This window comes from Vibrio phycocola (genome assembly GCF_053850235.1).
Genome location: NZ_JBSQDJ010000008.1, coordinates 226,146 through 234,654 on the forward strand (window position 1 = coordinate 226,146; position 8,509 = coordinate 234,654).

At 40.0% G+C, this 8,509-nt stretch carries 9 protein-coding genes and 1 pseudogene; 6 read left to right on the plus strand and 4 right to left on the minus strand.

Going from position 1 to position 8,509, the window contains the following annotated elements:
- Positions 1–2: 2 nt before the first annotated feature.
- The 5 genes from cobU (at position 3) to btuD (ending at position 4,135) form a co-directional block, all read left to right on the plus strand.
- The gene (cobU, locus tag ACWU4D_RS13540; RefSeq protein ID WP_456051964.1) at positions 3–548 is read left to right on the plus strand and encodes a bifunctional adenosylcobinamide kinase/adenosylcobinamide-phosphate guanylyltransferase; all 546 of its coding nucleotides are present in this window, start codon (positions 3–5) and stop codon (positions 546–548) included.
- On the plus strand, positions 545–1,159 hold the full coding sequence (locus tag ACWU4D_RS13545) for a histidine phosphatase family protein (RefSeq protein ID WP_456051965.1): 615 nt from the start codon (positions 545–547) through the stop codon (positions 1,157–1,159). The genes cobU and ACWU4D_RS13545 overlap by 4 nt, the downstream gene beginning before the upstream one ends.
- Before the next feature lie 112 nt (positions 1,160–1,271).
- On the plus strand, positions 1,272–2,303 hold the full coding sequence (locus tag ACWU4D_RS13550; RefSeq protein ID WP_456051966.1) for a succinylglutamate desuccinylase: 1,032 nt from the start codon (positions 1,272–1,274) through the stop codon (positions 2,301–2,303).
- Positions 2,304–2,397: 94 nt separating this feature from the next.
- Positions 2,398–3,393: a vitamin B12 ABC transporter permease BtuC gene (btuC, locus tag ACWU4D_RS13555; protein WP_456051967.1), complete on the plus strand. Its 996-nt coding sequence runs from the start codon at positions 2,398–2,400 to the stop codon at positions 3,391–3,393.
- Positions 3,380–4,135: a vitamin B12 ABC transporter ATP-binding protein BtuD gene (gene btuD / locus ACWU4D_RS13560; RefSeq protein ID WP_456051968.1), complete on the plus strand. Its 756-nt coding sequence runs from the start codon at positions 3,380–3,382 to the stop codon at positions 4,133–4,135. Before btuC ends, btuD begins: the two co-directional genes overlap by 14 nt.
- A gap of 256 nt (positions 4,136–4,391) precedes the next feature.
- On the opposite strand, the gene ACWU4D_RS13565 is transcribed toward btuD, so the two are convergent.
- From ACWU4D_RS13565 to ACWU4D_RS13580, 4 genes are all read right to left on the minus strand, one after another.
- The gene (locus ACWU4D_RS13565; RefSeq protein ID WP_456051969.1) at positions 4,392–4,964 is read right to left on the minus strand and encodes a nucleoside triphosphate pyrophosphohydrolase family protein; all 573 of its coding nucleotides are present in this window, start codon (positions 4,962–4,964) and stop codon (positions 4,392–4,394) included.
- 47 nt (positions 4,965–5,011) lie between these two features.
- A complete protein-coding gene (locus tag ACWU4D_RS13570) occupies positions 5,012–5,359 on the minus strand; it encodes a DUF2750 domain-containing protein (RefSeq protein ID WP_456051970.1) in 348 nt (115 codons plus the stop codon).
- Positions 5,360–5,489: 130 nt separating this feature from the next.
- Positions 5,490–6,125, minus strand: coding sequence for an OmpA family protein (locus tag ACWU4D_RS13575; RefSeq protein WP_456051971.1), 636 nt, complete (start codon positions 6,123–6,125; stop codon positions 5,490–5,492).
- A 1-nt stretch (position 6,126) separates the two neighbouring features.
- Positions 6,127–7,443 (minus strand): TolC family outer membrane protein, encoded by a 1,317-nt coding sequence (locus ACWU4D_RS13580; RefSeq protein ID WP_456051972.1) that lies wholly within the window; start codon positions 7,441–7,443, stop codon positions 6,127–6,129.
- 449 nt (positions 7,444–7,892) lie between these two features.
- Here ACWU4D_RS13580 and ACWU4D_RS13585 point away from each other — a divergent pair.
- Positions 7,893–8,509, plus strand: a pseudogene (locus tag ACWU4D_RS13585) (adhesin); the annotation flags it as partial.

The window sequence follows — 8,509 nt, forward strand, 5'->3', positions numbered from 1 at the left end:
GTATGCCAATCACGCTTATATTGGGAGGAGCAAGAAGTGGTAAATCGAGCTTCGCAGAAACCAAAGCAAAACTTGATGACAGTAAAAAAGGCAGCTCTTCATTACATTACGTCGCTACTGCGGTTGCATTTGACGACGAAATGAAAGCGCGTATTGCTCATCACCAACAGCGTAGAGGGAGTGAGTGGCAAGAGCATCTTGCTCCTGTGAACCTGTCACAACAACTAGAACAGTTTTCAACAAAAGACACGATTTTAGTCGATTGTTTAACCGTTTGGCTAAATAACGTTATTTACAATGACGGGCGGGATATCGAGGAATTGGAATTATTAGAGAAAGTTGAGCAACTAGTTGGTAAGTTGGAAAACAGTGATGCGAATGTCATTTTAGTATCAAATGAAGTTGGTTTTGGTGTCGTACCATTGGGGAAGGCAACGCGTCTGTTCGTTGATCATGCGGGATGGATGAATCAAAAAGTGGCGAGTGTGGCTGATAATGTCGTTTTGGTTGTTGCTGGCATTCCTATGTCATTAAAAGGCTCTTTATGAAGCAAATTAACGTGTATTTGCTAAGACATGGTAAAACGTTAGGAGAACCAGCTCTCAATGGACAAACAGATGTCTTAGTTGAAGAGTCGCTGCAACTTGAAATTTCGAGACGTATCGCAAGCAGCGATATTTCATTTTCCCAGGTTTACAGTTCACCTTTGCGTCGTTGTTATGACCTGGCGAAATTGGTTACTACAAACAATAAAGAAAGGGTTCTAAACGTTAATCCTAATTTAAGCGAGATGGATTTCGGTATCTATGATGGTGTCGAATTTAATTCGCTTGAAAAGCATCAATGGCAGCCATTAGAAGAGTTTTGGAAAAGCCCTGCGTCTGCCCATCTTCCAAATGGGGAAAAACTGGAGCAGTTTAATCAGCGCTGTATTGAAGCTTGGCACTCAATTATCGATGATCTTTCCGAAGAGACTTTGATTATTGCTCATGGTGGAACGATAAGAATGATTCTTGCTCATGTTCTTAATGTCGATTGGGCTAACCCACAATGGGTTACTAGTTTGGGTATTGATAATCAATCTATTAGCCATATTCAAGTGACGTTTGATGGGAGTAATCATCATTTTTTGGTTAAGAGTATTGGTGTCACATTGTGAAAATTTAGCCACAATTAAAACCAACTTAATGTTACGATTACAGAAACTATATTGTTAATTGCATCGATTACTTTAGCTCGGTAATTTTCAGGTGCGATTCGGGGAGCGCTAAATGGATCACTTTCTATTTAAACAATCATTTTTAACCGATAGTCTAGAAAGTCACTCTGAACCATCTGATGTTAATTTTGTTAGTCCCAATGGCACCGTATTCAAATTACTTCGAAATGGTGTTCTTGAGGTTATTCCGGCTGATTTTCATCCCGGTACGTCAAAGAGCATTGTGATCTCCTGTGGTATTCATGGTAATGAAACAGCGCCTATTGAACTCGTAAACAAGTTGGTCTCTGACATTGAGAGTGAACATATCACTCTCTCACATCGTTGCCTGTTTATCATTGCCAATATTGAAGCGATTAAACAAAACAAAAGATATATTGATGAGAACCTTAATCGTCTGTTTGATGAAACTCCCCGAGAAGATACGAAAGAACACCTGCTAGCTGAAAGTCTTAAATACCTTGTTCAAGAATATTGGAATGACACTCCAATAGAGTCGCGTTGGCATTTCGATCTTCATTGTGCGATACGAGATTCAAAACATACTACGTTTGCAATAAGTCCTAAGTCGCGATATGCGGTACGAGATAAAGCGCTGTTTGATGTACTAGAGCTTGGCAATATTGAAGCCGTTGTACTTTCGAACGCGCCTTCCAGTACATTTAGTTGGTATACAGCTTCAACACTTGCAGTGAAGTCAGTGACTGTGGAACTAGGGCGAATAGGACGCTTTGGTGAAAACGATTTGGCGAAGCTGGCTGCGTTTTCGTCAGCGCTTACTATGCTGTTAGCCAATGAAAAGATTAATGTCGAGCACACCAACACTCCGATTTATCGTGTCAGTCGAAGTATCATACGAATGCATGACGATTTTAAATTCTTATTTGATCAAGATGTCGCGAATTTTACATCGTTTATCCATGGTGAAGTCTTTGGTCATGATGGTGATAAGCCGCTGATGGCAAAGAATGATGGAGAGGCCGTTATTTTTCCGAATACCCATGTCGCCATAGGAGAAAGAGCTGCGTTAATGGTATGTCTTGTTAACGGACGCTTTGAACAAGGCCAGTTAGTTTACGATTAATTCACCATCAGTTGAAAATTTTCAATTTATAACTTAGGGACTAGCCGTTAAGGTGAGTCCCTTATTAATACTCTCTAAGAATATCTTTCTAATTATGAATCTCTCTCAAATAGCGGAACAAGAGCAGAAGTCATGGGCGTCAACGATCAAGCGAATGACTATAGCGATGTTGTTACTCAGCATCGGCTATACACTTGTCGGTGATCTTGTTATTAATCCATTTGATGGACTCGACCAGCTTGAACAACAACTTCTATTTCAATTGCGTATTCCTCGGCTCGTTGCGGCGCTTGTTATTGGCGCATCGTTGGCAATTAGTGGAGCAACATTGCAAATTTTATTGAGAAATGTCTTGGCTGAGCCGGGAGTGATTGGTGTATCCGGTGGCGCCAGCGTCGCGATGGTTGTATTAATTACTTTTTTTCCATTTGCAGCAAATACTTTTGGCTACACGGCTGGAGCGATTGCAGGTGCGATCAGTTTTACAGTTGTTTTAGTGGCAATGGCAAGAGTTCATCGACTGTCGACAACCCGACTACTTCTTGTGGGGGTGGTTTTAGGTATTATTTCAAGTTCCATTGTCACTCTAGCATTTTACTTTTCCGACGAACTTAGCTTAAGACAGTTAATGTACTGGTTGATGGGCAGCTTAAGTGGGGTGAGCTTTACACAATTTTATGTCTTACTAATTCCATTTCCCGTAATTTATTGGTTAATCAAACAGGCTAATCGATTGGACAAGATTATGCTTGGAGAAATTCATGCTCAGCAACTCGGTATTGATGTGTATAAATTGCGCTGGAAACTGATCGTGGCTGTATCACTATTGGTTGGTTGCTCGGTGGCAATAGCAGGGGTTATTGGATTTCTCGGTTTAGTCATCCCACACATAGTTCGCCTTGCTATTGGCACAGAGAATCGTTATTTGCTACCCACTTCAGCCGTCGCTGGTGCAATGTTTCTCGTCTTTTCAGATTTAATTGCACGAACTGTATTAACAAACGCGGAATTGCCGTTAGGTGTTGTCACTACGTTATTTGGGGCACCTGTATTTATTTGGATGTTAGTAAAAAGCCATGATTATCGTTAACAACTTGTCTGTTGATACTCGTTTAAATTCATCTTCGTTTTCGATTGAGAAAGGGGAGAAAATACACCTGATCGGCCCAAATGGAAGTGGGAAAAGCTCGTTATTGGCGGCGCTTGCTGGGGTGTTACCCGCGCGTGGCATAGTAGACATGGCTGGTGCTGATCTTCTTCAAATGTCGATATCACGTCAAGCAACATTGAGAGCATACTTAAGTCAAAACGACCAACCTAGCTTTCATGTAAAAGTGCATCAGTATTTAATGTTATCTCACCCGGAAGATATCAACTTTAAGCCAGAAGAGTTTGAGCAGATAGTGAGGTTTTTAGTTGAGCGTTTATCATTAAGTGAAAAGCTAAATGACTCAATCTTAAATTTATCCGGTGGTGAATGGCAAAGAGTCAGACTTGCGGGGATTTTTCTTCAAGTTTGGCCTTCGCTTAACCCTTCATCTCAGTTATTAATTTTAGATGAACCAGCGGCTGCACTTGATATTGGGCAGGAAAAGCTACTGTATCAATTAATCGATGAGGTAGCGAAATTAGGTATTGCGGTTGTGGTTGCGAATCATGACTTAAACCGAGCGATTCAATATGCGGATAAGGCGTTAGTTCTCCATAACGGGGAACAAATAGCTTTTGGCGAGGTAAATTCAGTGATCGAGCCCGATCTGATTGGAAAAATCTTTGATACATCAGTTAAGGCGGTAAAGGTAAATAACCGAACTCATTTAGTCTTTGACTAGTTTGGTGCAATTTGCACGATCGTCGATCGTTACTGATGTGTAAATTAGTCTTCATTTGTCATGGAATTCAATTATTTCTTTATATGTCAGTCGGTTAGAGGTGTTTTGTATTTTTGGCACGTAAATAGCATTAGTTAAAGAGATACATTCTCGTTCTTGTTAGGCTTTAATAAAGTCTCCTTAGCCACCCTGATGAAAATCAAGGTGGTTTTTTTTATCGTAATTTTAATATTTTAACCTTGGAATGATGATTATGTTAGACAAGGCTTGCCAGATCCGCTGGACGATAATATACAGATTTTAGTACTTTTCCTTTGCGTATCGTTTTTCCATTTCCATGGAAGTCTTGTGCACATTTTGCAATGATATACGGCGATTTTTCAATGGGCATGAGTTCCACGCCTTGTTTAGCATAAAACTGCTCAGTTTCTTTATATTCATCAAAATTACGACAAACTTTACTCATATTCGAGCTATGTACTTCATCCCAACACGGAACAAAGTCAATATCTCGATTAGCAGCAACATGCAGCAGTAACTCAATCAGATAGCTAATGGCCATATTATCATTGATAGAAACGTCACCGAGGTGAACTAAACGGCCCATTAGTACATAAACAGTGTCTACAATCGCATCGGCTTGCTCAACTTTATCTGGGGCTTCAGCCAGTTCAGTGAGCTCTTCAATCGCTAATGATGAGTGTAAGGTATCCGCTGCTTGGTCAAGCGATAAACGATTGTTTACAGGTAGATCAAATGTTGAACGAAATTCAACAATATCTTGATACAGGTGGTCAAAAAGGGGTTGAGTAAGTTTGGTAAATTGCATATTCAATCCATTATATTTCTATATTTGAGTAACAAGGTTTTCTATTTCTATTTGTATAACTGCGTAACTGTGGTTGCTTCAAGTTCTGCACCAACGAGGTTTTCATCCCAATCTATACCAATCAGCACATCATCTTCATCTAAGGTGATCAGCCAATCTTCTACAAAAATATCTAAGGGAATTTCGATGACTTCGAATTCACTCCACTCGTCGATGGTATGTTGACTTGCTTTTTCTTTAGTTGACCAAAATGGCATAACCTCTTTGGTGAGATCTTGTGATTCACAGGAGAGCCAACCATCTTCGGCTCTTAATCCCCAAATTAGCTTATTTGATTGAGATGAAGAGATGAATTGAGAGATCTCTGCTGCATATTGTTCAGATTGACTAGCCATTTTGTTTACCCTTAAAAGTTTAAATTGGAGGTTAACATTGCGAAGCGAAAATTGATATGAATAGAATGAAGACACAAATAAAAATGGCTAACATATGTTAGCCATTTAATTACTTTAAATTAACGTCACATTAGTTGTCTGTTTGACGTGGTAATGTGGTGAAAATTGTCCATCGTTTGGATATGTCGCCTTTATGGCCAATTACCGATGCAATAACACGACGGTTTTTAGCGTGGCTAATCGGATCATCACCTTCAGCTTCGAGACGTGTATCTCCGTATGCGACAATTGAAATTCGACTCGCATCGATTCCTTCATCAATCAGCTTCTGTTGTACCGATAATGCACGGTTTTTAGAGAGCGCTAGGTTTGCATCAGGGTTACCCACTTTACTTGCAAAACCACTTAACTCGATAGTTACGGCTGGGAATTCCTTTAAAAAACTCGCCATTTCAGTGACTTGAGCAATAAAAATTGGATTGATTTCACTGGATGCATTCGAGAATAAGATATGAAGAGCTTTCTCGTCAGAACTATCTGAATAGGCACCACATCCATCATTGTCGATACTAGCTTGAATCGATGTCTCAGGACACAAATCACGAGCATTGATCACACCATCATCGTCATTTAAATCAAATTGTTGATTAGCGACCGGAACATCGAGATATTCATATTCATCACTGGATGAATCAGCAATGTCCGAAGCAAATGCTAATGATGAAGAGAGTAATAGTAGAGCCGAAGCATACTTAAAATAAGTCATTTTAATATTTCACCTCTTCAGACCATTCTTCAGGGATATCAACACGTAGAGCATCAAGTATAGAACCTGAGGCATTTAATACACGATATTTTGCATATTGCTCAGTATATTTTGTCTCTAAATAATCTTGACGAGCTTCGAATAGCTCATTTTGACTATTTAAAAGATCGAGTAACGTACGCTGCCCAATTCGGTATTGTTTCTGATAAGCGATAACCGTTTTTGACACTGCATCTACATGATCAGAAAGATAGGATTTTTGTTGCATAGAAAGCTCTAACGCACTCCAAGACAAAGCCATACCTTCTTCTACTTGACGATAGGTATTCTCTCGAAGATCCTTTGCTTGATTCAATTTGTATGCTGCACTTTCTGAATCCGCTTTATCACTACCACCATTGAAAAGGTTGTAATTTAGGCGAAGCATAGCAAGGGTTTCTGTACTCTGACCTTCAAACCCATCAGCGTCATCGTACCAACTATGGCTCGCTTCAACCGAAAGCGTTGGTAAGCTGCTTGCTTTAGATTGCTCGTATTGGAATCGAGCTGCATCGACATCAACTTGGGCAACTTTCAATGTCGGGTGTTTCTCTAAAGCTTGAGACAATGCGAGTTCTGGTGTTTCCGGAATATAATTTTGGTCCGCATTTGGGAATATCAAATCTTGAGGAACATCACCAACTAAACGCTTAAACTGAGTTTGAGCGTCAAACAATTGATTCTGTGCAGCAAGAAAGTTGGCCTGAGCTTTTGCTACACGAGCTTCCGCCTGGTTCACATCAGCAGTAGAACCAACACCAGACTCGGCGCGACGTTGAATATCACGATAAATCGACTTGTGTATTGAAAGGTTATCTTCCGCTAATTGAACTAACTCAAATGCTTGAACCGTGTCCAAATAAATGTTTGCTACCTCGAGAGCTTTATCAGAGGCATCCGCAAGCACTTGGTAGCGTTGAGCTTCAGCTTCGGCAGCAGTACGGTCCATATCATTTAATGTATTTGAACCATCCCAAATTAATTGAGTAAGCGATATTGTGGCTTCTTTTCGCAGCATTTCCGTATCGTCGGTACCGCGTGAGTCAGCAGGGTTTATGGCTTCATATCCAATGCCTGCATCAAGATCGATAGATGGTAAATAACGACCAGCAGAAGAGTTGGAGTCAGAAACCTTACTCTTAAATTCATTGAAAACTTGTTTTAACTCTGGATTTGACTCGAGAGTTGCTGAGACCGCTTGCTCCAATGTTTGCGAGTAAGCAGAACTACCAACAAGCAACAATGAAAAAGCGACTATTTTGAGTGGAAATGCTTTCAAGACATTTCTCCTATTAAACAGGCTAGGCAAATAAAACCAATTTTATAAAAATGATGGTCTCAAGTGTAAGAAATAAATGTGAACTACAATTATTAATAATCAACGATAAAGGATATACCAACCGTATTCAGAACTCTAGGTTTGGAAATAAAAATAATCCACGCATGTGAAATACAATTACTTCAGCCTAGTGATTTAAATATATCTAATATAGATGAATCTATATTTCTGATTTATAACAAGTAAATATTCATCGAGCTTTCCTCGTTACTCTATTATTTTGTCAGAGTTTGTTAATCCATTCGAAATATAGATTAGAAAAACTGCGATATGTGTGATTACTGCTATAATGTCAGGTAAATGTCAAAATAAACAATTATTATAGATAGTTAAGTGCTAATGAACCTGGTTCATTACGTAGTCACTTTAACAGCTTCGAGGCAAATTCTATGGGTATCGGAACTTTATTTACACTAGCAAATGTAGCTGCTGATCAAATTGTCGTTATCGACAAGCTAGGTAATGTGTCTATCGTCGATTCAAGCTCAGATATGGCTGAAGGTGTCGTTGTTCTCGAACATGACCAAATCACCACTATTAATGATGAAAGTGAATTTTCAGCAAAGCAGATCATCGATGGACAACCTGTTGATGTAACGGCGGATGTAAATAACATTATTTCTCAAATCGAGGCTGGACTGGATCCCACGGCATTGGGAGATGAGTTCGCTACAGCTGCTGGTGGTACCTCAGGTTCAAGTATCACATCAGCGTATACCGTCGAGTTCTCAGGTAGTGAAACCATAGCACAAACTCAATTCGATACGGTTTCGTCGTTTGCAACACAATTATCGGAGGAGCAAGTTTCTTCTCTCGGTAATTTTGCTACAGAAGTTATAGCTGAATCGGTGAAAGACGCAGTTTTGCCAGTCGTGAATATCACTATCGATCCGATTACCGACGATGACATCATTAACGGCACCGAAGCGGATGGCACCGTCACCATCACAGGTAGCGTCGGTGGCGATGCATCACTGGGCGATATTGTCACGTTAGAAGTGAACGG